Origin of the sequence: Pseudomonas syringae, from assembly GCF_000737245.1 — a bacterium.
Classification (GTDB): domain Bacteria; phylum Pseudomonadota; class Gammaproteobacteria; order Pseudomonadales; family Pseudomonadaceae; genus Aquipseudomonas; species Aquipseudomonas syringae_J.
In genome coordinates this window covers 15,521-37,274 of record NZ_JPQU01000019.1, presented here as the reverse complement: position 1 = coordinate 37,274, position 21,754 = coordinate 15,521, and the positions used below count along the sequence as shown (strand labels likewise).

Below are 21,754 nucleotides of genomic sequence, written 5' to 3'. Positions count from 1 at the left end.
CTCCCTTGATACCGACAGCTTAGTGGCTGGCGGACGACTTCGCTTCCTTGCGTGTCAATGTGGTGTTGAGTGCCCGCTCTGCCTGCTGCTTGCGCAACAGTTGCCAGTGGGTGATGACGCCTTTGGGTGCCCATATCTGCGGCTCGGACGCTTCATAGTTCTCGGCGACTTCACGCTCGGCGACGTAATTTTTTGCATCGTTGAAGGCCTGTTGCAGGTCGTCGGTTTCCACCAGTGCCTTGGCGAAAAGCGCGTCGCCGAAATACGTGAAGTCGGCCTCTTCGGAACAGCCGAAGGACACCCGATCACCTCGCGAGGCGGTCATGATCAGCGTCCTTTCATCCTTGAGCGCAGGGATGAAGCCGCCTGAGTAGCAAGCAGAAATCACCACCACCTTGTCGCGGTTTTTCAGCGGCGCCAACGCCGTCGCCAGTTCATCGGCTGGGAGATCGGCCAATTCCAGGCGAGGTTGGTCCAGGACCAGCTCATGTTCTTGGGTGCCGTGGCTGGTCAGGTAAATGAACACCAGATCTTCCGGGCCAGTGCGTTGCGCCAGGGTTTGCACGGCGCGGGTGATGGTCTCGCGGGTTGCCATCGGACGGTCGATCAGGTGATCGCGATGGTTGACCAGGGTGATCTGCCCAAACGCCCCGAAGCGCGAGGCCAGCAGGTTGCTGACGTAATCGGCTTCACGCAGGAAGACGCTCTGCTTGCCATCACCGCCGACCACCAGGCTGAACAGTTCTACTGCTGGCGTGGAGACCGGCACGCCCGCCAAGGCCTTCTCCAGCAGTGAACCCTGGGCGAGGATGCCGGTTTCCAGCGAGTCAGGCAGCAACTTGCCCTTGGCGTCACGGATCAGTTGGCCGTTGGCCCAGGTGCCGCTCTGCACGGCGCCTTGCGCCGGGGTCAGTGTGCCTTGTCCTTGATAGGTGTCATCGTTGAACTGCCCTACATAGACGCTGCCATCCACCAGGCGCAAACGGCCTTGGCCAGAAAAGCGCCAATTGCTGAACAACCCCTGATAATGGCTGCCGTCGGCGCCGATCAATTCGCCTTTGCCGTTGAGGGCACCGTCCTTGAACTCGCCGACCCAGACGTCGCCATCGCTGTTTTCGTAGCGGCCGCGGCCATTGAGCTGATTGTTGCGAAAGCCGCCCACGTACTGATCGCCGTCCGCGCTGTTGAAGCTGCCATTGCCTTCCAGTTTGCCGTTGACGAATTTACCGCTGAACTGGTTGCCGCTGGCATCGCTGCGCTGGCCTTCTCCGTTGGGTTTGCCTTGGGCGAACTGGCCTTGATACTGGCTACCGTCGTCGAGTTCAATGCGCCCAAGCCCGTCGTATTGGTCGGCCTTGAAGCCGCCCCGGTAGGTCAGCCCTTTCTCTTTGAGTGTGCCTTCGCCGTCCCGGCGGCCCAGCTTGAAGCCGCCGACGTACACGCCGCCGTGGGTGGTCAATATCCCCTGACCCTCGAATAGCCCGTTGGCGAAGCCGCCTTTATAGGTGTCGCCATTGCTGGCGTGCCATTCGCCCAGACCGTGCCACAGGCCGTCGTGAAATTCGCCGGCGTACCAGCTGCCGTTGGGATAATCGATGCGTCCCTGACCCTGCAGCAAGCCATTGACCACGTCTCCGCGATAGCGTCCGCCATCCGGCAGGCGTGCGTCCGGAGGCGACAGCGGTTCGCCGTCACCGCAAGCAGCGAGGAGGAGTGTCAGAGCCAGTGGTACAAGCGCGCGCATGGTCTATCCCGAGAAATATGGTTCCAGGCGTGAGCAGCCGACGTCTGTGAAAGCACGGGTGCGCAGCCGAGGGGAGTATGCCGCAGCGAGTAAGACAGACGAAACAGTCTGTTACGACTGTTTCGTGTTTTAACGGTGTTTTGCGGACGTTACACGAAACACATCGACAGCGGTTCAGCGATGAAGGCCGGTTTTTCCTGGCCATCGATCTCCAGTGTGGCCGTGGCTTTGAGTAGCCATTGTCCGGGCTTTTTCTCGGTCACTTCGGTCAGCTCGACTTTAAGACGAACGCGAGAGTCGACTTTCACGGGTTGAATGAAGCGCACGCTGTCGAGCCCGTAATTCACCACCATCTTCAAGCCTTCTGGCAGTACCAGCAGGTCTTCCATCAGCTTGGGGATCAACGACAGCGACAGAAAGCCGTGGGCAATGGTGCTGCCGAATGGGGTTTGAGCGGCCTTGACCGGGTCGACGTGAATGAACTGATAGTCGCCGGTCGCTTCGGCGAACAGGTTAATGCGTTCCTGATCGATGGTCAGCCATTCGGAACGTCCCAGTTCCTTGCCGACGTAACTCTGGAGCTCTGTAACAGGTACAAATGGCATGTCTACTCTCCTTGTTTTTGACTGGTTGTCTCTTTTTGGTTTTTTTTGCGTAGGATTTTGCCTGCGCAGGAAACCAGATCAGCAGAGAGTGTCGGATTGGTCAAGCAAGCCCAAGTCTACGAATGACGGGTTATAGCCCTTGCCCCAGCGTGCTTATAATGTCGCCGCCAACTTGCTGGAGCTTTTTATGTTGCTACGAGGCCTGACGTGGCTGGTGCTGTTCCAATTGCTCGGCACTGCACTCAACCACCTGTTTTTGTCGATTTTGCCCGGTCCGATCATCGGCCTTATGCTGCTGCTGGCCTTTCTCATGATTCGCGGCGAAGTCAGTGAGCCCATCAGCCTGGCAGCCAGCAGTCTGCTGCGTTACCTGCCACTGTTGCTGGTACCACCTGCGGTTGGCGTGATGGTGTATGCCGCGGCGATTGCTGCCGATTTCTGGGCCATCGTCGGCGCGCTGGTGCTGTCGCTCATCATCAGCCTGACCTTCGCTGGCTGGTTGATGCAAAAGCTGATCGATCGTCAGGCCCGCGGCAGGAGTCACCATGAATCTTGATTGGCATGGTGCCTGGGTCTCTGTGATCCATCATCCACTTTTTGGCATCGCCATTACCTTGGGGGCGTACCAACTGGCTTTGGCTGCCTATGAGAAAACCCGTCTGGTGTTCCTGCAGCCGGTGCTGGTTTCCATGCTGGTGCTGATCGTGGTGTTGCTCAGCAGTGGTGTGGATTACGCGGAGTACCGCAAAAGCACCGAGATCCTCAGCATTCTGCTCGGCCCGGCAACGGTTGCGCTGGCCGTGCCGCTTTATTTGAATCTGCGCCGAATTCGTCTGCTGCTTTGGCCGACGTTAACTACGCTGGTATTGGGCGGCGTGTTCGCAACCGGCTTGTGCCTGACGCTGGGTTGGCTGTTTGGTGCCGAGCACATGATTCTGATGACCATGGCGCCGAAGTCCGTGACATCACCCATTGCCATGTTGGTGGCTGAACAGCTCGGTGGCGTAGCGGCTTTGGCGGCAGTGTTTGTGCTGATTACCGGTGTCCTGGGGGCGATACTCGGGCCGGGTCTATTGAGTCTGGCCAGGGTTGAAAATCCGGCCGCGCGCGGGATGGCGTTGGGGCTGACGGCTCATGCCGTGGGTACCGCGCTAGCCTTGCAGGAAGGTGAAGAGTGCGGCGCTTTTGCGGCGCTGGGCATGAGTTTGATGGGTGTCGCAACGGCGTTGTTCCTGCCGTTGGCGGTGTCGTTGGTCGTTTGAGGGTGATGGGTATGACGTTGCCGTTGTTGCCGTTGTTTCCGCTGAACGCTGTGCTGTTTCCCGGCTGCATTCTTGACTTGCAGCTGTTCGAGGCGCGCTACCTGGACATGATCGGCCGCTGCATGAAGCTGGGCGAAGGTTTCGGGGTGGTCTGCATTACTGAGGGCAGTGAAGTGGGTGATGCGCCGGCCGGCTATTCGTTGATCGGCTGCGAAGCGCTGGTGCGGGATTTTCAGAGTCAGGACAACGGCCTGCTGGGCATACGCGTGGAAGGCGGACGGCGTTTTCGGGTTATCAGCGCCGAGGCTCAGCGTGATCAGTTACTGGTGGCGCAGGTGCAATGGCTCGACGAAGCGCCGGAGCGTCCCCTTCAGGAGGAGGATGCTGATCTTGTTGCCCTGCTGGTTGCGTTGGCCGAGCATCCCATGGTCGCCGCGCTCAACATGGGCCTGACTGCCAACGGCCAGCAATCACTGGGTAATCAACTGGCCTACCTGTTGCCGTTTGCCGACCAGGACAAGATCGGCCTGCTGGAAATCGACGACCCGGAAGACCGCCTGGACGCTATCCAGGATCTGCTCGATGAAATGCAGGGTGATATGCAGGTTTGAGTGGCATATCGCTGTTTTTGCAGGAGCTCACGAGCAACGCGGAGGCAGCGATCGCGTTTTGCCTGATACACCGCTATCGCTGCCTCGCGTTGCTCGTGAGCTCCTACAGACTCTCCATTCTTTCTCATACATCACGGCCCGTCCCAGTAGGAGCGCGCTTGCCCGCGATAGCGTCAGTCCAGTCAATAAATATGTCGTCTGGAAGGCCCAATCGCGGGCAAGCGCGCTCCTACAAGGCTGGGGCGTCAATACTGATATCGCAACACCGCATGGGGCAATGAATGCAGGGCCGAGATGCTGAACAGCGCCACCAGCGACGGCAGTACCAGCCACCAGATGCGCACCGGCAGCGCGGTCAGCGACGACTTCCGCTGGATGATTGACAGGCTGATGGCGCAGAACGTGAATGCCAGAAGCATCCCCGCCAACACGTCGGTCGGCCAGTGCACCCCCAGATAAACCCGTGACATGGCGATGGATATTGCCGGCATGCCGCCCAGCATCAGCCAGGTCAGGCGCAACCGCACCGGCTGCCCGCGTCCGGCCAGCACCGCCAGGGTGATGAAAAATGCAAAGGCTGCCGAGCTATGGCCGCTGGGCATGCTGTAAGTGGTCAGCGGCTCCAGCAACACCTCTGGGCGCGCGCGGGCGAACACCCACTTCATGCTGCCATTGGCCAGAGCGGTGCCCAGTGTCGCGATACAGGCGAAGGCCGCATGTCGCCATTGGCGAGTGGCAAGCAATAACACCAATAGCAACGCTGCAGCGTAGAGCTGAGTGCGGAAATCCCCCATGCCGGTAACCACGATCACGAACTGGTCCAGTACCGGGCTGCGATGCTCCTGAATCAGGGTCATGATGCCGTTGTCGAGTTGGGTCAGGTGCGGCCAGCCGAAAAAGATCGCCGCCAACAGGATCGCGCTGGTCGCCGCCATGACTTGGGTAGCGTGCTTTTTGCTGCGCAGACTGGTCTGGATGCTTATCCCCACCAGCAGCGCCAACCCGCCGCCTACCACAGCGGCCTGAGGCCAGAAACCTTCGGGAAGCGGCAATCGTACTGCGGCGCCCGCCGCCCAGCCTGGCAGAAGGTAGGCAATCGACCAGCCCGCTGCGGCCAGCAGGCTTACAGCGGCGAAGCGCGGGAAGGGCATATCGAACATGCCCGCCACCATGGGCAGCATCGGCCGTAGCGGGCCGATAAAACGCCCGACCAGCAAACTGGCAATTCCGTAACGCTGGAAATAGGTTTCAGCGCCGCCAATCCACTCCGGGTGGCTGCGAAGACCCGGCAAGCGACGGATGTTCTGATGGAATCGGCGCCCGATGAAGTAGGAAACCGCATCACCCAGAATCCCGCCGAGAAAGCCCAGCAGCAAAACTTCGCTGAGCGGCAGAATCCCGCTCCCCGCCAAAGCAGCAACGGCGAACAGCACCACGGTACCCGGCACGATGATCCCGGCAATCGCCAGGCACTCGATAAATGCGATCAGGAAAATCGCCGCGCTCAGCCAAGAGGGATTTACCGCCAGCCAGCCGGTGATGCTGTCGAGCCATGAGCCCATGGTTCAGGTTCCTTGATCGAGAAAAAAGTAGTCGCGGGCTTCGACCTGACCGCGTCGCAACGGGTTCCGTGTGCAGAACCGGGCGTAATCGGCATCGACGAAGCGGTAAAGCAGGTGTTCATCACGGCCCAAAGGGATGCCCAGCCGCGTGGTCTGGATGATACGGGTTGGCGTTTGGCCGACATCTTCGACCCGCAACAAATTTGCATCGAAACGTTTCGCGTCCCACATCGGTACTTTCAGACCCAAGGCTTTGCACAGCAGCGTCTGGCCAGCGCATAAACGCTCCGTGCTGCGCAGCGCGCCGCTGGCGTTGGGGTTGTTGAGCTGCATCTGCGCCAGGCTGTTGGCATCAGATAGTTCGTCGACCCAGGGGTAGGCTGATTTGATCAGTACGGCGTTGCCCGGGCCTTCGGCGCTGAAATTGAGCGAGTCCCCACCTCGTGCGTAGTACATATAGATATGGCCGCCATCAAGAAACAGCGCTTTGCGTTTCTCGGTGTAGCCCAGCGATGCGTGACTGCCTTTTTCGGCGCAGTAGTAGGCTTCGGTTTCGATGATCCGCGCCGCCAACCAAAGCTCGCCGACTTTATGCCGGATGACCTTGCCCAGCAGGGCGCGGGCCAGAACCTGGGGGTCGCGGTTGAAGAAACTGTCGGGCAGGGCGATGGGCATGACGGGATATTTGGAGTGATGGGGCGCTGATCATAGCAATGCGGGGCTTAATTGGAGCTGAATGTGATGTTTGGGCTTGGAGATGATTTCCTGTGGGAGCGGTGCTTGCCCGCGATAAGGCTGGATGCGATAGGCCTGATATCTGTGGCACCCCGATCGCGGGCAAGCACCGCTCCCTCAGAGTCGAATTCCATCCGTAGGAGCGCGCTTGCCCGCGATTGAACGATGACTCGGTTTACCCGATGCACCTCAGCGCCTGTATCGCGGGCAAGCACCGCTCCTACAGGATTGCGGACGTCCATATCCACCTATTTCACTCAGTTATCGACCATCCGCCTGTCACCGCTGTCGTTAGCGTCGCCCGACGGCTATAATCGGCCGCTTTCCTCTCTGCCAAGACCTCTGAGACCATGACTGAGTCCGTTCTTGACTACATGACCCGCCTGGGTCGCGCCGCCCGCGAAGCTTCGCGCGTGATCGGCCGTGCCAGCACTGCGCAGAAAAACCGCGCACTGCTCGCCACTGCCGCCGCGCTGGATGAGGCTCGTGCCGAGTTGTCCGCCGCCAATGACATGGACCTGGCCGCTGGTCGTGCCAACGGCCTTGAGCCGGCCATGCTTGAGCGGCTGGCCCTGACCCCCGCACGTATCGACAGCATGATCGTCGGGTTGCGTCAGGTGGCTAATCTGCCCGACCCGATTGGCGCGATCCGCGATATGAGCTTTCGTCCGTCAGGTATTCAGGTCGGCAAGATGCGTGTGCCGCTGGGCGTGGTGGGCATCATCTATGAGTCGCGTCCCAACGTGACCATCGATGCCGCCAGTCTGTGTCTGAAGTCCGGCAATGCGACGATTCTGCGTGGTGGCTCTGAGGCAATCAATTCCAATCGTGCCATCGCCGCCTGCGTGCAGCGCGGTCTGGCCGAGGCCGATCTGCCCGCCGCTGTGGTGCAGGTGGTGGAAACCACTGACCGTGCCGCCGTCGGCGCGCTGATCACCATGCCTGAATACGTGGACGTGATCGTGCCTCGTGGCGGCAAGGGGCTGATCGAGCGCGTCAGTCGTGATGCCCGCGTGCCGGTGATCAAGCATCTGGACGGTATCTGCCACGTCTACGTCAGTGCTCACGCCGACCTGCCTAAGGCCCAGCGCATTGCCTTCAACGCCAAGACTTATCGTTATGGCATCTGTGGCGCCATGGAAACCCTGCTGGTGGATCAGACCATCGCCGCAGACTTCCTGCCGTTGATGGCTGGCCAGTTCCGTGAAAAGGGCGTCGAGCTGCGTGGTTGCGAGCGTACTCGCGATCTGATCGAGGCGATCCCGGCCACTGAAGAAGACTGGAACACTGAATATCTGGCGCCGATCCTGTCCATTCGGATCGTCACCGGCCTGGATCAGGCAATCGAACATATCAACCACTATGGCTCGCATCACAGCGACGCCATCGTCTCCGATCATCAGGGGCAGATCCGCCGTTTCATGGCTGAAGTCGACTCCAGTTCGGTGATGGTCAACGCGCCAACCAGCTTCGCCGATGGCTTCGAATACGGATTGGGTGCGGAGATCGGCATTTCTACTGATAAGCTGCACGCCCGCGGTCCGGTCGGTCTGGAAGGGCTGACCTGCGAGAAGTACATCGTGATCGGCGACGGCCAGTTGCGCGGACAGGAGCCAGCCTGACTTGAGCGAACCTTTACAGCACGCGGGAACGCCTGCGGATGCTGTAGTCGAGGCCACTGCGGTCTCGCCAATGCGGATCGGCATTCTGGGCGGCACATTTGATCCGGTGCATATCGGTCACTTGCGTGGCGCGCTGGAAGTCGCGGCGCTGCTGGAACTCGATGAGTTGCGCCTGACGCCCAGCGCTCGGCCACCGCATCGCGATACACCGAGCGTCAGCGCAGAGGACCGTCTGGCGATGGTTGAATGCGCAGTCGTCGGTGTAGCGCCCTTGACGGTGGATGACCGAGAGCTGAAGCGGGACAAACCGTCTTACACAATTGACACGCTGGAATCGATGCGCGCCGAACTGGCTGCAGAGGACCAGTTATTCCTGTTGCTGGGTTGGGACGCCTTTTGTGGCCTTCCAACCTGGCATCGATGGGAAGAGTTGCTGGAACACTGCCATATCGTGGTGTTGCAGCGCCCGGACGCAGACAGTGAATCGCCGGATGCCATGCGCAATCTGCTGGCGGCACGCGCGGTCAGCGATCCGAAGGCCCTCAAAGGGCCGGGCGGACAAATTACATTCGTCTGGCAGACGCCGTTAGCGGTGTCTGCCACCCAGATCCGCCAACTGCTGGCCAGCGGGAAGTCGGTACGTTTTCTGGTGCCAGACGCAGTACTGGCCTATATCGATGCGCACGGGCTGTACCATGCGCCGAGAAACTGAGGGAGCGCCCCTGAACTGCTTTGATAGATAAGCGTTTGGACGTTCCCATACACACGAGTTGAAGAGTTTTATATGACAAAGCAAAAAATGAGCAGCGAAGAAGTCATCAAGGTTGCGATCGCAGCCCTGGAAGACGTGAAAGGCACCGACATCCTGACCATCGACGTGCGCGACAAAACCAGCATCGCCGATTACATGTTGATCTGCACCGGTACGTCCAACCGTCAGTTGAACGCACTGGTCGACAGTGTTCGTGACAAGGTCAAGGCTGCTGGCCTGAAATCCCTGAGCGAAGAAGGCAAGGGCGACAGCGACTGGGTTCTGTTGGACCTGGGTGACGTAATCGTTCACGTGATGACTGCAGCCGCTCGTCAATTCTATGACCTGGAGCGGTTGTGGAAGGGCGCTGAGCTGAGCCGTTCGGGCGATGGCAAACACCACAACCCAGAAAACACTCATGAGCATTTCCTCAAGCTCAACAAAGACCAGCAGTAAGAGGTCGCTGTGCGTCTGCGTCTGATCGCGGTCGGCTCGCGCATGCCCAAGTGGGTGGAAGAAGGCTGGCATGAGTATGCCAAGCGTCTGCCATCCGAACTGGCGCTCGATCTGGTGGAAATCCCGCTCAATACCCGTGGCAAGAACGCCGACGTGGCACGCTTTATCCGTCAGGAAGGCGAGGCCATGCTGGCGAAAGTGCAGCCGGGCGAGCGGATCGTCACCCTCGAAGTGCATGGCAAACCCTGGAGCACCGAGCAGTTGGCGGTGGAACTGGAGCGCTGGCGTCTTGATTCGCGCACGGTGAATTTCATGGTGGGCGGGCCGGAAGGTCTGGCGCCTGAGGTCTGCGCACGCGCCGATCAGCGCTGGTCGCTCTCGCCACTGACTTTGCCGCATCCATTGGTGCGCATTCTCATCGGTGAGCAGATTTATCGCGCCTGGACGGTTCTGTCCGGGCACCCTTATCACAAATAGCAATGCGCCCTGAATGTCTCAGCCAATCCGCCTGAAAGACCATGAGAAAGACGCACGTCTGGTGCGCGGCAGGGTCGTGGTCGGGGCTGTGGCCGTTGTGTTGCTGGTTTGTGTGCTCATCGCAAGGCTGTATTTCCTGCAGGTCATTCAGTACGACTACCACTCGACGCTGTCGGAAAACAACCGCGTCCACGTGCAGCCGATCCCGCCAAGCCGCGGCCTGATCTTTGATCGCAATGGCGTGGTGATTGCTGACAACCGGCCCAGTTTCAGCCTGAGCATGACCCGCGAGCGTTCGGGCGACTGGTCCCAGGTGCTCGACACCATTGTCGAAGTGCTTGAACTGACCCCGGACGACCGGATCATCTTCGAGAAACGCATGAAGCAGGGCCGCCGTCCTTTCGAGCCGGTGCCGATCCTGTTTGAGTTGACCGAAGAGCAAATCGCTCGAGTAGCGGTCAATCAGTTCCGCTTGCCGGGTGTCGAGGTCGTGGCGCAGTTGGTGCGGCATTACCCTCAGGGCGCGCATTTTGCGCATTCCGTGGGTTACATGGGGCGGATCAACGAGAAAGAGCTGAAAACCCTCGATCCGGTTAATTACAGCGGCACCCATCATATTGGCAAGACAGGTATCGAGCGTTTCTACGAAGACGATCTGCATGGTCAGGTCGGCTACGAAGAAGTCGAGACCAACGCTCGCGGGCGCGTCTTGCGGGTGCTCAAGCGCACGGACCCGGTGCCCGGCAAGGACATCGTACTTAGCCTGGACATCAAACTGCAGGAAGCCGCCGAAGCCGCACTGGGTGGCCGTCGTGGCGCAGTAGTAGCCATGGACCCACGCAACGGCGAAGTGCTGGCGATGGTCAGTGCGCCCAGCTTTGACCCGAACCTGTTCGTGACCGGCATCAGCTTCAAGGCCTATGCCGAGTTGCGCGATTCCATTGACCGGCCGCTGTTCAACCGCATTCTGCGGGGCCTGTATCCGCCCGGTTCGACCATCAAGCCTGCGGTTGCCATCGCCGGGCTGGATGCCGGTGTGGTGAATGCGTCGAGCCGAGTGTTCGACCCCGGCTTTTATCAGTTGCCCAACTACGACCACAAATACCGTAACTGGAATCGAACCGGTGACGGCTGGGTGGACCTGGATACCGCGATCATGCGCTCCAACGACACTTACTTCTACGATCTGGCCCACAAGCTGGGCATTGACCGGCTCTCGAGCTACATGAACAAATTCGGTATCGGCCAGAAGGTCTCGCTGGACATGTTCGAAGAGTCTCCAGGCCTGATGCCGTCCCGGGACTGGAAACGCGCGACCCGGCGTCAGGCGTGGTTCCCCGGCGAGACGCTGATTCTCGGGATTGGCCAGGGTTACATGCAGGCAACACCGCTGCAGTTGGCTCAAGCCACGGCGCTGGTGGCGAACAAGGGGGTCTGGAATCGCCCGCATCTGGCCAAGACCATCGAAGGCCAGCCGCCGGTTGATGAGAACCCGATGCCGAACATCATCCTGCGTAACCCCTCGGACTGGGACAAGGTCAACCACGGCATGCAGCAGGTTATGCATGGCGCACGAGGTACGGCGCGCAAAGCTGCGGTGGGCGCTCAGTACCTGATCGCCGGTAAGAGCGGCACGGCGCAGGTCGTGGCGATCAAGCAGGGTGAAAAATATGATCGCTCCAAGGTTCAGGAACGACACCTCGACCACGCACTTTTCGTCGGCTTTGCCCCGGCCAACGACCCTAAAATCGTCGTGTCGGTCATGGTGGAAAACGGCGAGTCCGGCTCCGGGGTCGCGGCCCCCGTGGTTCGCCAGATCATGGATGCCTGGCTGCTCAACCCTGACGGAACTCTAAAACCTGAATATGGCGGCGTTCATGCCGTGGAGGCTGCGGCCAGTGCCAGTCAAGAGTAATTTCGACCGCATTCTTTCCAGCGAAGACGTGATGCGCCGGCGCGCCACGTTCTTGCAGCGCATTCATATCGACGGGCCGTTGCTGATCCTCCTTCTGACGTTAGCGGCGGGCAGTCTGTTCGTACTGTATTCGGCCAGCGGCAAGAACTGGGATTTGCTGATCAAGCAGGCCAGCTCCTTCGGCATCGGTCTGGTGGCAATGGTCATCATTGCTCAGCTTGAGCCCAGATTCATGGCTCGCTGGGTGCCGGTGCTGTACGTGACCGGCGTGCTGTTGCTGGTAGTGGTAGATGTCATGGGCCACAACGCCATGGGCGCCACGCGGTGGATCAATATTCCCGGTGTTATCCGCTTTCAACCCTCTGAGTTCCTCAAGATCATCATGCCGGCGACCATCGCCTGGTACTTGTCCAAGCGCACGCTGCCGCCGCATCTGAAACACGTAGTGGTGAGCCTGGCGTTGATCGGCGTTCCGTTTGCCCTCATCGTGCGCCAGCCTGATCTGGGTACCTCGTTGCTGATTCTGGCGTCCGGCACCTTCGTGCTGTTCATGGCCGGTCTTCGCTGGCGCTGGATCATCAGTGTGCTGGCCGCAGCAGTGCCGGTCGCCGTCGCGATGTGGTTTTTCATCATGCACGACTACCAGAAGCAGCGGATCCTGACGTTCCTTGACCCTGAGAGTGATCCTCTGGGTACCGGCTGGAACATCATCCAGTCCAAGGCCGCCATCGGTTCTGGTGGTGTCTTCGGCAAAGGTTGGCTGCTGGGTACCCAGTCGCACCTGGACTTCCTGCCGGAGAGTCATACCGACTTCATCATCGCGGTGATGGGGGAAGAGTTCGGGCTGGTGGGCATTTGCGCCTTGCTGCTGATCTACTTGCTGCTCATCGGTCGCGGCCTGGTCATTACCGCCCAGGCGCAGACGTTATTCGGCAAGTTGCTCGCCGGTGCACTCACGATGACGTTTTTTGTTTACGTTTTCGTCAACATCGGTATGGTCAGTGGCCTGCTGCCGGTGGTTGGCGTCCCGTTGCCCTTCATTAGTTATGGAGGAACTTCGCTGGTGACGCTGCTGTCAGCGTTTGGAGTTTTGATGTCGATTCATACACATCGTAAATGGATCGCGCAGGTTTGATTAAGGTGAAGAATTCAATGCAAGTTGTGCGTAGCTGGGCTCGATACGCTCCGATGGTCGGCCTGGTTGGCATTCTTGGGTCTGTGCAGGAAGCATTTGCCGGAGATTACGAAGGTTCGCCGCAGGTTGCTGAGTTCGTCGGCCAGATGACCCGCGATTACGGCTTTGCGGGCGAACAGTTGATGGACGTGTTCCGCGAAGTGGAGCGCAAACAAGCGATTCTGGACGCCATTGCCCGGCCAGCCGAGCGTGTGAAGCAGTGGAAAGAATATCGTCCGATGTTCATTACCGACGCGCGGATTGCGCGAGGTGTGGACTTCTGGCGTCAGCATGAAGCAACGCTGGCCCGAGCTGAGCAGGAATATGGTGTTCCAGCCCAGGTGATTGTCTCGATCATCGGCGTGGAAACCTTCTTCGGTCGCAATACGGGCAACTACCGGGTGATCGACGCGCTTTCGACCCTTGGGTTCGACTACCCGCCGCGTGCCGACTTCTTCCGCAAGGAGTTGCGTGAATTCTTGTTGTTGGCCCGTGAGCAGCAAGTCGACCCACTGACGCTGAAAGGCTCATATGCCGGCGCCATGGGCTTGCCGCAGTTCATGCCGAGCAGTTTCAGGGCTTACGCGGTGGATTTCGACGGTGACGGCCACATCAATATCTGGAATGACCCTGATGATGCGATTGGCAGCGTGGCGAGCTACTTTCAGCGTCATGGCTGGGTTGCCGGCGAGCCGGTGGTGAGTCTGGCCAGTGTGCGCGGTGACCGTGTCGATGAGGGGCTGACAGCCGGAATCGAGCCAGTAAAAACCGTTGGGGAGTTGCGAGCCTTGGGGTGGGCGAGTCATGATGCGCTTCGCGACGACTTGCCGGTCACTGCCTTTAAGCTGGAAGGCGAGAACGGCCCTGAATACTGGATGGGTTTGAAGAATTTTTATGCAATCACTCGTTATAACCGCAGCGTGATGTATGCCATGACTGTGCATCAACTCTCTGAACGTCTGGTTCAAGCCCGGGGTGCCAAATAATGCGGGCACTGCCGATCGTCACCTCTCTGAAGCTGATGGCCTGCGCGGCGTTGTCGTTGCTGGTGGTCAGCTGTTCGTCACCGAGCCGTCCCGTGCAGAAAGGCACTGCGGGCATCTCCTCGCCACCTGGCCTGGATATCAACCGTGCCCACAAGGACGGAGCGCCATGGTGGGATGTGGATATCTCGCGCATCCCGGATGCCACGCCGACCATCCACACCGGTCCTTATAAAGCCAACCCGTACACGGTGCTGGGCAAGTCGTATTTTCCGCTCAGCGACTCCAAGCGCTACGTAGCTTCAGGCACGGCGTCCTGGTATGGCACCAAATTTCATGGGCAGAACACCGCCAATGGCGAGGTTTACGACCTTTATGGCATGAGCGCGGCGCACAAAACGTTGCCGCTGCCCAGCTATGTGCGCGTGACCAACCTGGACAACAACCGCACGGTAATCCTGCGGGTCAATGATCGCGGGCCGTTCTACTCCGACCGGATCATCGATCTGTCCTACGCAGCGGCGAAGAAGCTCGGTTACGCTGAAATCGGCACCGCGCGGGTCAAGGTTGAAGGTATCGATCCTCAGGAGTGGCTGGCGCAGAATGGTCGTCCGACCCCACTGCTGCCGAATCAGCCACAGGTCATGCCGCAAGCCACGCCACCTGCATTGGTAGCGTCTGCCGGGACCATTGAGCAATACACGCCGCCGCCCCAACAGCATGCAGCCCCTTCGGTACCGATGCAGTTTGACGCAAAAAAAAACGGTTCCGCACCAGCATCTGGGCTGTATCTCCAGGTGGGCGCCTTCGCCAACCCGGACGCTGCGGAACTCCTGAGGTCGAAACTGAGCGGGATGGTTCGGGCTCCGGTGTTCGTGAGCTCAATCGCTCGCAACCAGCAGACACTCTATCGAGTGCGCATGGGACCGATCGGGACGCAGGGTGAAGCCCAGCAAATGCAAAACAGCGTAAGGTCAGCCAACCTTGGCCAGCCTAGCGTCGTTACACTTGATTGATTGAAGTACAGAATCAAAGCCCCTCACGACCCGGATGCGTCCGGGACGGAAGGGTTTACGGTTGTCTGTCAGCGGATTTGCCATCAGAGCAAAGTGCAGGCAACTGTCCATGGGGTTGTTTGTCGAACAGGCAGCCTCGTGAGTCAGGACTCAAGCCTGGCACCGCCGGTCGTTGGGAGCGCTACCGCTACCACAGGCCCGTTCAGCTTTGCCCGTGAGGGCATGTTTGCCCATTAGCAATTTCGAGAGACGGATGAACATCACCACCTTTGCAAAACGCTTGTGCCTGCTTGTACCGCTGATCATCACTCCGGCTGCCTGGGCGGCCGAGCAGATGACACCTTCCGCACCGCAACTGGCCGCCAAGGCCTACGTGCTGATGGACGCCAGCAGCGGTAACGTCCTGGTCGAGAACAACGGCGACCAGCGCCTTGCGCCTGCAAGCCTGACCAAACTGATGACCGCCTACATCGCCACTCTGGAAATCCGTCGTGGCCAGATCGGCGAAAACGACCCGGTAACTGTCAGCGAAAACGCCTGGCGCACGGGCGGCTCGCGGATGTTCATCAAGGTCGGCAGCCAGGTGACCGTCAGCGACTTGCTGCACGGCATCATCATTCAGTCGGGTAACGACGCCAGCGTTGCGCTTTCCGAGCACATCGCCGGTAGCGAAGATGCTTTCGCAGACATGATGAACAAGACTGCCGCCGATCTGGGCATGACCAACAGCCACTTCATGAACCCGACCGGTCTGCCAAACCCTGAGCACTATTCGTCGGCTCACGACATGGCGATCCTGGCGCGCGCGATCATCCACGAAGATCCGGCTCACTACGCGATCTACTCGCAGAAAGAGTTCTTCTGGAACAACATCAAGCAGCCTAACCGCAACCTGTTGCTGTGGCGCGACAAGACCGTCGATGGCCTGAAAACCGGTCACACCGAGGAGGCCGGCTTCTGCATGGTTTCTTCTGCTGTACGCGACGGCATGCGCTTGATCGCCGTGGTCTTCGGTACCAACAGCGAGCAGGCCCGTGCTGCTGAAACCCAGAAATTGCTGACCTACGGTTTCCGTTTCTTCGAAACCCAGAACTTCTATCAGAAAGGCACCGAGCTGGCTCAAGCTCCAGTCTGGAAAGGCGCTGACCGTCAGGTCAAGGCTGGCCTGGCTGAAGACCTGAGCATGACCATGCCGAAGGGTGAGATGAAGAAACTCACCGCCAGCATGACCATGAATCCGCAGCTGGTTGCACCTATTGCTAAAGGCGACGTGATCGGTAAGGTTGAAGTGAAAATGGACGACAAGGTCGTGCGCACTTCCAACCTCGTGGCGCTGGACGCTGTCGAGGAAGGTGGCTTCTTGCGCCGCGTGTGGGATAGCATTCGCCTGTTCTTCTACGGCCTGTTCAACTGATAACAGCTACAGCGCCCACCTAAGTGCGCCCGCTCATATCCTGAGTGGGCGCTTTTGCATCTTCACGGCTTGTGAGAATTTTACTGCCATGACAGATTCCGACGTCAAGTCGCACAAAATCGAATTCCCTTGCGTGGACTATCCGATCAAAGTGATCGGGGACACCGGTGTAGGGTTCAAAGACAGCGTGATCGAGATTCTGGCCAAACATGCCAGGATTGACATCACCACCCTTGCCGAGCGTCAAAGCAGCAACGGCAAGTACACCACGATCCAGTTGCACATCGTTGCCACCGGTGAAGACCAGTTGCGCGACATCAATAGCGCACTGCGCGCCACGGGCCTTGTGCACATGGTGCTCTGATGGGCGCAAGCCTTAACGTTCGTGACCTGGGCGAGGTCGACTACGAGCTGGCCTGGCATGCCATGCAGCGCTTCACCGATGAGCGCAGCAAGGACACGCAGGATGAAATCTGGCTGCTGCAACACGCGCCGGTATTCACCCAGGGGCAGTCCGGCAAGCCCGAGCATTTGCTGCTGCCGGGCAATATTCCGGTGGTACAGGTCGATCGTGGCGGTCAAGTGACCTATCATGGGCCCGGCCAACTGGTCGTCTATCTGATGCTGGATGTGAAACGCCTGGGCTTCGGCGTGCGAGAGTTGGTGACCCGCATCGAAAACAGCCTGATTGCCTTGCTGGCCAGTTACGGCGTCAACGCCGCTGCCAAGCCTGATGCGCCAGGTGTGTATGTCGATGGAGCGAAGATCGCGTCCCTTGGTCTGCGAATTCGTAGTGGCCGTTCATTCCATGGTCTGGCGCTTAACGTCGACATGGACCTTGAACCGTTTCGAAGGATAAATCCCTGTGGGTACGCAGGGCTGGCAATGACCCAGCTATGCGATCATGCAGGCCCGATTGAATTTGCCGAGGTAAGTGTCCGGCTGCGCGCGCAGCTCGTCAAACACCTCGACTATGCTGAGCAGACGACCCTAACGGGCGGAATCGACTGATTATGACTACTGCGACTGATACTGCCGTGCAAACCTTGATCCCCGCCGTCGATGTTTCCGAGCGCGTGGCCCGTCCGAAAGTCGAAGCGGGCGTGAAGCTGCGCGGTGCGGAAAAAGTTGCGCGTATCCCTGTAAAGATCATCCCGACCGTCGACCTGCCGAAGAAGCCTGACTGGATTCGCGTGCGCATCCCGGTTTCCCCGGAGGTGGATCGCGTCAAGCAACTGCTGCGCAAGCACAAACTGCACAGCGTCTGCGAAGAGGCGTCCTGCCCTAACTTGGGCGAATGTTTTTCCGGCGGCACCGCGACCTTCATGATCATGGGTGACATCTGCACCCGTCGCTGCCCGTTCTGCGACGTGGGCCACGGGCGTCCGAAGGCACTGGATGCTGACGAGCCAGTGAACCTCGCGGTCGCCATCGCCGACCTGCGCCTCAAGTACGTGGTGATCACCTCGGTTGACCGCGACGACCTGCGTGACGGCGGTGCCCAGCACTTCGCTGACTGCATCCGCGAAATCCGTAAGCTGTCGCCAAACGTACAGCTGGAGACACTGGTTCCGGATTACCGTGGTCGTATGGACGTCGCCCTTGAAATCACTGCAGCCGAGCCGCCAGATGTGTTCAACCACAACCTGGAAACCGTGCCGCGCCTGTACAAGGCTGCGCGTCCGGGTTCGGATTACCAGTGGTCGCTGACCCTGCTGCAACGCTTCAAGGAAATGGTCCCGCACGTCCCGACCAAATCCGGCTTGATGCTGGGCTTGGGCGAGACCGACGAAGAAGTGATCGAAGTCATGCAGCGCATGCGTGAACACAATATCGACATGTTGACCCTCGGCCAGTACCTGCAACCTTCGCGCAGCCACTTGCCGGTTCAGCGCTTCGTGCATCCGGACACCTTCGCCTGGTTCGCCGAGGAAGGTTACAAGATGGGCTTCAAGAACGTCGCGTCAGGCCCATTGGTGCGGTCTTCGTACCACGCTGACGAACAGGCCAAGATCGCCGTTGAAGCGATGGTCTGACGTTCGAATCGCAGCTGAAAGCAAAAAGGGCCGGATATCACTATCCGGCCCTTTTTTTGTGCGTCGGTCTGAAACACTTGCGGTGATGATGACCTGTGATCTCGATATTGCCGCGACGATGTGGGACCGGCTTCAGCCGGGAAGTCGGCATTTCAGGCGATAAGTATCGGGGGGATGCACTGGCCTCTTTCCGGCTGAAGCCGGTCCCACGTCGTGCGAGCACACATAGAATCTCCCACAGGTTCAGCAGGGTGTCAGGGACACCCAAACAATTAGAAGCTAGGGTTTGCGCAGATTCTGCAGCAACTCCTGAGTCGGGTAGCCATCTGCTGGCCAGCCATAGGCCTGCTGCGCACTGCGGATCGCTTTACGTGTGTTGGCGCCGATGATGCCATCTGGGTTGCCTGCGTCATAACGTTTGGCCGAGAGCAGGGTTTGCAGTTCGATGCGCTCTGAGCGGCTTAGCGGGACGTCGCCGCGTGGCCATTCACCCACGACGTAACCGCCGCCTTGAATCCGCCCCGCCAGCAGACCGATAGCCAGCGCGTAGGAAGACGAGTTGTTGTACTTGAGGATCGCCCGGAAGTTATCCATCACCAGAAACGCCGGGCCTTTATAGCCAGCGGGCAGCAGCAGGGCGGCTTGTTGTTGCAGGGCGGTGGCAGGAAGAGGCGAGCCATTGGGCAGGGTCAGGCCCAGGCGTTGCCATTCAGCGAGGCTTTTACGGGTCGACGCATCAGCCAGTGCATAGTCGAAGGACGGTGCCAAGGTGACTTCATAGCCCCACGGCTGGCCGGTCTGCCAGCCGGAGCTTTGCAGGTAGTGCGCGGTAGATGCCAGAGCGTCAGTCGGGCTGTTCCAGATGTCACGACGACCATCACCGTCGAAATCCACCGCGTGGGTGTTGTAGGTGGTCGGTATGAACTGAGTTTGCCCCATGGCGCCGCCCCACGAGCCGATCATGTTCTCGGGTGCAACGTCGCCATGTTGCAGGATTTGCAGCGCGGCCAGCAGTTGGTCCTGAGCGAAGCCACGACGGCGACCTTCGTAGGCCAGTGTGGCCAGAGAGCGAATCACTGACTTGGAACCCTGAAATTGCCCGAAATTACTTTCCATGCCCCACACCGCGACCAGCGCATTGCGATCAACACCGTAACGCTGTTCGATGCTTTGCAGCGCGTCGGCATACTGGTTCGTCAATGCCTGAGCCTTGCGCACCCGTGCTTCGGAGATCGCACCGTCGAGGTATTCCCACACCGGCCGCGTGAACTCAGGCTGGCTGCGGTCGGCTTTGACGACGCTCATGTCCGGCGTCACGCCCATGAAGGCACGATCAAAGATATCCGGCCGGATGCCTGCCCGCAGTGCTTGCTCGCGAAAGCCCGCCTGCCATTCAGCGAAACTCATGGTCGGTTGAATATCGAGATTGCCATCGACGCTGATGACCGGCGCAGGCGCCGCGACGGGTGTGACCTGAACGTTCTTGGTTACAGGAAGAGGCATGGCGTCGGCTGCGGTGGGTTTCTCGGCGCAGGCAACTAACAGGACGAGACTGGAGGCAGCGATTAGTTGGCGTAACTGCCAACGTCGGGAAAAACAAGAGGGCATGCTGGGGTCCAAGGTATTACCGTTAGATGCAGACCTTATCATGCCTGCCGACGGAAAGGGCCCTGAGTAAAAGTTGCCATGTTTCAGGCGGCCAGAAAGTAAGAAGCCTCCCAGCTTTTAGACTGGAAGGCTTCGCGGCGGTAGCTGCCTTTGCCTTTGCCGGGTTGTTCCTGACGGCTGCGGAACAATGGCTGGGCAATGATGGATTTGGCCTTGTTGGGCCGCTTTGCGTTTTTTATAGCAGGCTTCATGGCTAGCGCTCTCTGGGTGGTAAGGAACGGCGCAGATAATCGGCTTTGAGAGGGGCGGTGTCTAATTGATCTGTGCTATCGCACTCAGCTCTGTTGGAGCGAGGCTTGCCCGCGATGCTGCTATGCCTCTCGATAATTTATGGTCTGACCGGACGCTATCGCGAGCAGGCTCACTCCTTGAAAGCAGTCTCTTTGGCCTGCATCAGCAATCATCTGTGGGAGCGAGCTTGCTCGCGAAGGCGATGGTTCAGCTGGAGGAGACATGTTGGATATACCGGCCTCTTCGCGAGCAAGCTCGCTCCCACGGTACTTATGGTGCGCTTGTTCACTCCGCAGGCAACGCCAGTCTCTGGCCCGCCATCAATAATGACAATCGGCTGAGGCTGCTCCATGGCGAACCCACCGCCTGGCCTTTGATCTGTGCATCGATGCGTTGTGCATCCATTAGAAGTTCGGCCCAGCGTTTGGCTGAATAGCGTTGCAGCGCCTTGCTCATCAGCGGTTTGCGTTTGTCCCAGATCGGCGGGCGGGCCGAACTGAAGGCTTTGTCCAATGGCATGCCCTGACTGAATTGCAACGCCAGGTTCGCCAGCACCCGCAGCTCACGGGACAGTGCCCAGAGAATCACTGGCGGCTCGACCCCTTCGCCGCGCAGGCCTTCGAGCATGCGCAAAGCGTGGGCGGCGTCGCCGTTGAGAATTGCGTCCGTGAGCCCGAAAACATCGAAGCGCGCACTGTCAGCTACCGCCGCCTGCACGGTTTCAACCGTGATCTGGCCTTCTTCGGCCATCAGTTTGAGCTTTTCGATTTCCTGAGCGGCAGCCAGCAGATTGCCTTCTACACGTGCAGCAATCAGTTCTATCGCGTCTTGAGTGGCCGCCAGCCCGGACTGGGACAAGCGTTGGCGAATCCATTGCGGCAGTTGGCCTGCATCTACGGGCCAGATCTGCACGAACTGGGTTTGCGCCCCTTCGACCAGTGCTTTGCCCCACTTGGTTTTCTGCGCGCTGCCGTCAAGCTTGGGCAGGCTGATGAGCAGCAAGGTGTCTTCGGCCGGGCGGGAGCAATATTCCATCAGCGCTGCAGCGCCCTTGTCTCCCGGCTTGCCCGACGGCAGACGCAACTCTAGGAGCCGGCGTTCTGCAAACAGGGACATGCTCGCACCGGCTTGCAGCAGTGTGCCCCAGTCGAAACTGGAATCTGCGCTGAATACCTGGCGTTCATCGAAACCTTGCTGGCGTGCAGCGGCGCGAATGGCATCAGCCGCTTCCTGGCACAGCAACGGGTCGTCACCGCTGACGATGTAGACCGGCGCAAGCGTGCCTTGCAGGTGTTTGGCGAGTTGGGCGGGAGCGAGTTTCATAGGAGGTTTCCCGGTGTCCCTGACACCGCGCTGCCTGACGGCAAACACGGAACATCTGTAAGAGCGAGCTTGCTCGCGATTCGGTCTATTAGCCGCTTGATTGTCGACTGGAACAACGCTATCGCGAGCAAGCTCGCTCCTACAGGGAAATGCATTTCAGATGGGGAGT

22 protein-coding genes are annotated in these 21,754 nt (G+C 59.4%); 15 read left to right on the top strand and 7 right to left on the bottom strand.

What is annotated here, in order from left to right; translation table 11 throughout:
* Positions 1-19: 19 nt before the first annotated feature.
* Together IV01_RS20480 and IV01_RS20485 are read right to left on the bottom strand one after the other, a co-directional pair.
* The gene (locus IV01_RS20480) at positions 20-1,744 is read right to left on the bottom strand and encodes a C13 family peptidase (RefSeq protein WP_032626411.1); all 1,725 of its coding nucleotides are present in this window, start codon (positions 1,742-1,744) and stop codon (positions 20-22) included.
* A 149-nt stretch (positions 1,745-1,893) separates the two neighbouring features.
* Positions 1,894-2,349, bottom strand: a complete 456-nt coding sequence (locus IV01_RS20485; RefSeq protein ID WP_032626409.1) for a MaoC family dehydratase — start codon at positions 2,347-2,349, stop codon at positions 1,894-1,896.
* Positions 2,350-2,536: 187 nt separating this feature from the next.
* On the opposite strand from IV01_RS20485, the gene IV01_RS20490 reads away from it, so the two are divergent.
* From IV01_RS20490 to IV01_RS20500, 3 genes are read left to right on the top strand one after another with little or no spacing between them, the layout of a single operon-like run.
* Positions 2,537-2,905 carry a CidA/LrgA family protein gene (locus IV01_RS20490; protein WP_032626407.1) on the top strand — a complete coding sequence of 123 codons (369 nt, stop codon included), beginning with the start codon at positions 2,537-2,539 and terminating at the stop codon, positions 2,903-2,905.
* On the top strand, positions 2,895-3,611 hold the full coding sequence (locus tag IV01_RS20495; RefSeq protein WP_032626406.1) for an LrgB family protein: 717 nt from the start codon (positions 2,895-2,897) through the stop codon (positions 3,609-3,611). The genes IV01_RS20490 and IV01_RS20495 overlap by 11 nt, the downstream gene beginning before the upstream one ends.
* An 11-nt stretch (positions 3,612-3,622) precedes the next feature.
* The gene (locus IV01_RS20500) at positions 3,623-4,222 is read left to right on the top strand and encodes an LON peptidase substrate-binding domain-containing protein (RefSeq protein ID WP_032626404.1); all 600 of its coding nucleotides are present in this window, start codon (positions 3,623-3,625) and stop codon (positions 4,220-4,222) included.
* A gap of 245 nt (positions 4,223-4,467) precedes the next feature.
* Here IV01_RS20500 and IV01_RS20505 read toward each other — a convergent pair whose 3' ends face one another.
* Entirely contained in the window at positions 4,468-5,784 is a 1,317-nt protein-coding gene (locus tag IV01_RS20505) for a bifunctional DedA family/phosphatase PAP2 family protein (RefSeq protein WP_032626402.1), read from the bottom strand.
* A gap of 3 nt (positions 5,785-5,787) precedes the next feature.
* A complete protein-coding gene (locus IV01_RS20510; RefSeq protein ID WP_032626400.1) occupies positions 5,788-6,459 on the bottom strand; it encodes a DNA-3-methyladenine glycosylase in 672 nt (223 codons plus the stop codon).
* Between the two features lie 410 nt (positions 6,460-6,869).
* Between IV01_RS20510 and IV01_RS20515 the strand changes: the two genes are divergently transcribed.
* From IV01_RS20515 to lipA, 12 genes are all read left to right on the top strand, one after another.
* The gene (locus IV01_RS20515) at positions 6,870-8,141 is read left to right on the top strand and encodes a glutamate-5-semialdehyde dehydrogenase (protein WP_032626398.1); all 1,272 of its coding nucleotides are present in this window, start codon (positions 6,870-6,872) and stop codon (positions 8,139-8,141) included.
* 70 nt (positions 8,142-8,211) lie between these two features.
* On the top strand, positions 8,212-8,853 hold the full coding sequence (nadD, locus tag IV01_RS20520; RefSeq protein ID WP_050507299.1) for a nicotinate-nucleotide adenylyltransferase: 642 nt from the start codon (positions 8,212-8,214) through the stop codon (positions 8,851-8,853).
* A 72-nt stretch (positions 8,854-8,925) separates the two neighbouring features.
* Positions 8,926-9,348 carry a ribosome silencing factor gene (gene rsfS, locus IV01_RS20525; RefSeq protein ID WP_032626395.1) on the top strand — a complete coding sequence of 141 codons (423 nt, stop codon included), beginning with the start codon at positions 8,926-8,928 and terminating at the stop codon, positions 9,346-9,348.
* Between the two features lie 9 nt (positions 9,349-9,357).
* Positions 9,358-9,825, top strand: coding sequence for a 23S rRNA (pseudouridine(1915)-N(3))-methyltransferase RlmH (rlmH, locus tag IV01_RS20530; RefSeq protein ID WP_032626393.1), 468 nt, complete (start codon positions 9,358-9,360; stop codon positions 9,823-9,825).
* 13 nt (positions 9,826-9,838) lie between these two features.
* Positions 9,839-11,740, top strand: coding sequence for a penicillin-binding protein 2 (mrdA, locus tag IV01_RS20535; RefSeq protein WP_032626391.1), 1,902 nt, complete (start codon positions 9,839-9,841; stop codon positions 11,738-11,740).
* A gap of 31 nt (positions 11,741-11,771) precedes the next feature.
* Positions 11,772-12,875: a rod shape-determining protein RodA gene (gene rodA, locus IV01_RS20540; protein WP_050507298.1), complete on the top strand. Its 1,104-nt coding sequence runs from the start codon at positions 11,772-11,774 to the stop codon at positions 12,873-12,875.
* A 17-nt stretch (positions 12,876-12,892) separates the two neighbouring features.
* Positions 12,893-13,900 (top strand): lytic murein transglycosylase B, encoded by a 1,008-nt coding sequence (gene mltB, locus IV01_RS20545; protein ID WP_032626539.1) that lies wholly within the window; start codon positions 12,893-12,895, stop codon positions 13,898-13,900.
* Complete coding sequence (locus tag IV01_RS20550; protein ID WP_032626389.1) at positions 13,900-14,913, top strand: septal ring lytic transglycosylase RlpA family protein; 1,014 nt, start codon at positions 13,900-13,902, stop codon at positions 14,911-14,913. The genes mltB and IV01_RS20550 overlap by 1 nt, the downstream gene beginning before the upstream one ends.
* 253 nt (positions 14,914-15,166) lie before the next feature.
* Entirely contained in the window at positions 15,167-16,327 is a 1,161-nt protein-coding gene (locus tag IV01_RS20555) for a D-alanyl-D-alanine carboxypeptidase family protein (protein WP_032626387.1), read from the top strand.
* A gap of 88 nt (positions 16,328-16,415) precedes the next feature.
* Complete coding sequence (locus tag IV01_RS20560) at positions 16,416-16,691, top strand: DUF493 domain-containing protein (protein ID WP_032626384.1); 276 nt, start codon at positions 16,416-16,418, stop codon at positions 16,689-16,691.
* Complete coding sequence (gene lipB, locus IV01_RS20565; protein ID WP_032626382.1) at positions 16,691-17,338, top strand: lipoyl(octanoyl) transferase LipB; 648 nt, start codon at positions 16,691-16,693, stop codon at positions 17,336-17,338. The genes IV01_RS20560 and lipB overlap by 1 nt, the downstream gene beginning before the upstream one ends.
* 2 nt (positions 17,339-17,340) lie before the next feature.
* A complete protein-coding gene (gene lipA / locus IV01_RS20570; RefSeq protein WP_032626379.1) occupies positions 17,341-18,363 on the top strand; it encodes a lipoyl synthase in 1,023 nt (340 codons plus the stop codon).
* Positions 18,364-18,642: 279 nt separating this feature from the next.
* On the opposite strand, the gene IV01_RS20575 is transcribed toward lipA, so the two are convergent.
* From IV01_RS20575 to holA, 3 genes are all read right to left on the bottom strand, one after another.
* Entirely contained in the window at positions 18,643-19,971 is a 1,329-nt protein-coding gene (locus tag IV01_RS20575) for a lytic murein transglycosylase (RefSeq protein WP_032626377.1), read from the bottom strand.
* An 83-nt stretch (positions 19,972-20,054) separates the two neighbouring features.
* A complete protein-coding gene (arfA, locus tag IV01_RS20580) occupies positions 20,055-20,222 on the bottom strand; it encodes an alternative ribosome rescue factor ArfA (protein ID WP_032626376.1) in 168 nt (55 codons plus the stop codon).
* A gap of 325 nt (positions 20,223-20,547) precedes the next feature.
* A complete protein-coding gene (gene holA, locus IV01_RS20585) occupies positions 20,548-21,585 on the bottom strand; it encodes a DNA polymerase III subunit delta (RefSeq protein WP_032626374.1) in 1,038 nt (345 codons plus the stop codon).
* Positions 21,586-21,754: the final 169 nt, after the last annotated feature.

Coding starts and splice junctions, on each gene's coding strand:
- IV01_RS20495 (WP_032626406.1), top strand. CDS start 2,895: ATGAATCTTGATTGGCATGGTGCCTGGGTCTCTGTGATCCATCATCCA.
- IV01_RS20480 (WP_032626411.1), bottom strand. CDS start 1,744: ATGCGCGCGCTTGTACCACTGGCTCTGACACTCCTCCTCGCTGCTTGC.
- IV01_RS20500 (WP_032626404.1), top strand. CDS start 3,623: ATGACGTTGCCGTTGTTGCCGTTGTTTCCGCTGAACGCTGTGCTGTTT.
- mltB (WP_032626539.1), top strand. CDS start 12,893: ATGCAAGTTGTGCGTAGCTGGGCTCGATACGCTCCGATGGTCGGCCTG.
- IV01_RS20485 (WP_032626409.1), bottom strand. CDS start 2,349: ATGCCATTTGTACCTGTTACAGAGCTCCAGAGTTACGTCGGCAAGGAA.
- lipB (WP_032626382.1), top strand. CDS start 16,691: ATGGGCGCAAGCCTTAACGTTCGTGACCTGGGCGAGGTCGACTACGAG.
- IV01_RS20510 (WP_032626400.1), bottom strand. CDS start 6,459: ATGCCCATCGCCCTGCCCGACAGTTTCTTCAACCGCGACCCCCAGGTT.
- nadD (WP_050507299.1), top strand. CDS start 8,212: ATGCGGATCGGCATTCTGGGCGGCACATTTGATCCGGTGCATATCGGT.
- IV01_RS20505 (WP_032626402.1), bottom strand. CDS start 5,784: ATGGGCTCATGGCTCGACAGCATCACCGGCTGGCTGGCGGTAAATCCC.
- IV01_RS20515 (WP_032626398.1), top strand. CDS start 6,870: ATGACTGAGTCCGTTCTTGACTACATGACCCGCCTGGGTCGCGCCGCC.
- IV01_RS20490 (WP_032626407.1), top strand. CDS start 2,537: ATGTTGCTACGAGGCCTGACGTGGCTGGTGCTGTTCCAATTGCTCGGC.
- arfA (WP_032626376.1), bottom strand. CDS start 20,222: ATGAAGCCTGCTATAAAAAACGCAAAGCGGCCCAACAAGGCCAAATCC.
- IV01_RS20555 (WP_032626387.1), top strand. CDS start 15,167: ATGAACATCACCACCTTTGCAAAACGCTTGTGCCTGCTTGTACCGCTG.
- IV01_RS20560 (WP_032626384.1), top strand. CDS start 16,416: ATGACAGATTCCGACGTCAAGTCGCACAAAATCGAATTCCCTTGCGTG.
- holA (WP_032626374.1), bottom strand. CDS start 21,585: ATGAAACTCGCTCCCGCCCAACTCGCCAAACACCTGCAAGGCACGCTT.
- IV01_RS20550 (WP_032626389.1), top strand. CDS start 13,900: ATGCGGGCACTGCCGATCGTCACCTCTCTGAAGCTGATGGCCTGCGCG.
- mrdA (WP_032626391.1), top strand. CDS start 9,839: ATGTCTCAGCCAATCCGCCTGAAAGACCATGAGAAAGACGCACGTCTG.
- lipA (WP_032626379.1), top strand. CDS start 17,341: ATGACTACTGCGACTGATACTGCCGTGCAAACCTTGATCCCCGCCGTC.
- rodA (WP_050507298.1), top strand. CDS start 11,772: ATGCGCCGGCGCGCCACGTTCTTGCAGCGCATTCATATCGACGGGCCG.
- rsfS (WP_032626395.1), top strand. CDS start 8,926: ATGACAAAGCAAAAAATGAGCAGCGAAGAAGTCATCAAGGTTGCGATC.
- IV01_RS20575 (WP_032626377.1), bottom strand. CDS start 19,971: ATGCCCTCTTGTTTTTCCCGACGTTGGCAGTTACGCCAACTAATCGCT.